This window comes from Stenotrophomonas sp. STEN018, assembly GCF_056760235.1.
On record NZ_JBRREK010000140.1, the window covers coordinates 1 to 980 of the forward strand.

Genomic DNA, 980 nt, shown 5'->3' on the forward strand with positions numbered 1-980 from the left:
CGTCGGCCTTGTTGTTCGGCGTCGCCAAAGGTTAGTTGCATGGGTCGATCAAGCTCTCAAATCGCGGATTGCAGTCTGGCAGCTTCGGGGGAGTTGTTCAGAGCTTCCTTAAGAATAAAGCCAAGAACCTCTACCAAGCCTGCTGATTGGTCAATGACTCTCCCACAGCCGCGATATCCCAAAGGTCCAACCCGCTCAAGGCGCTCGGCGGCCAGTGCATCTTTGATACTCTCCGGCCAATCGGAAAGGAACGCAGAGCGCACCTCTCTGGTCATACCGTAAAGAAGATTGGGTATGGCTTGGCCCTCCGAAAGTTCGCAGGGATAGCTGAAGGCGACAATCTCTCCTTTCCCACTTGCTAGCGTCACTTCAGCCGATTCATCGCCGGGCGAGAACCTTTTCACCTTCTTCACTGCGACAGTGTCCATGGGGCCTAACTCTGGAATTAAGCCAACTCGCGAAGCGAGTTTGGCTTGAATGAACCGTTAGGCGGCTGCAGCCAATTGCATAGTCAATGGCCAACGCTGCCCTGCTTGTACAACCCAGCGCGAGCCGATCATGCCACAGCTTGCGGGATGTAGCTTGCCCGGGAAACCTTGCCGCGGCGTTGCCGCCGAAGTGCGAAGAAATGATCGCGACCTGGCAGTGAGGCGTAAGACGAAGTGGCGAGCTGGCCGGTGCCAAGAACACTTGGAACTGTTACCCGGAGCCGACCGGTGAATTGCTGAGTTTGCTGCCGACAGAAGAATGGCCAGCCAACCCCGCACACCGCCGCCTAACTCCGGAATTAAGCCGACTCGCGAAGCGAGTGGGACTTCCTTCGAAAAAGTGGACACCTGTTGGTCAATGGCAGGTGCGCTCGAATTCCGTTGGTGTTTGATAACCAAGTGCCGAGTGTAGGCGCTGGTTATTGTAAAAATCTACGTAGCTGCGGATAGCCGCCAGCAGGGATCCATCGGTTTCAAATGTGCGTTGGTGGT

Annotated in this window: 2 protein-coding genes; both read right to left on the reverse strand. The window is 55.7% G+C overall.

Annotation, left to right across the window (positions count from 1 at the left end; translation table 11 throughout):
* Positions 1–56: 56 nt before the first annotated feature.
* Positions 57–428, reverse strand: a complete 372-nt coding sequence (locus tag ACVOMB_RS21065) for a hypothetical protein (RefSeq protein WP_481532937.1) — start codon at positions 426–428, stop codon at positions 57–59.
* A gap of 415 nt (positions 429–843) precedes the next feature.
* Positions 844–980: IS3 family transposase (locus ACVOMB_RS21070; RefSeq protein WP_481532938.1), on the reverse strand; the 137-nt coding region annotated here is incomplete at its 5' end.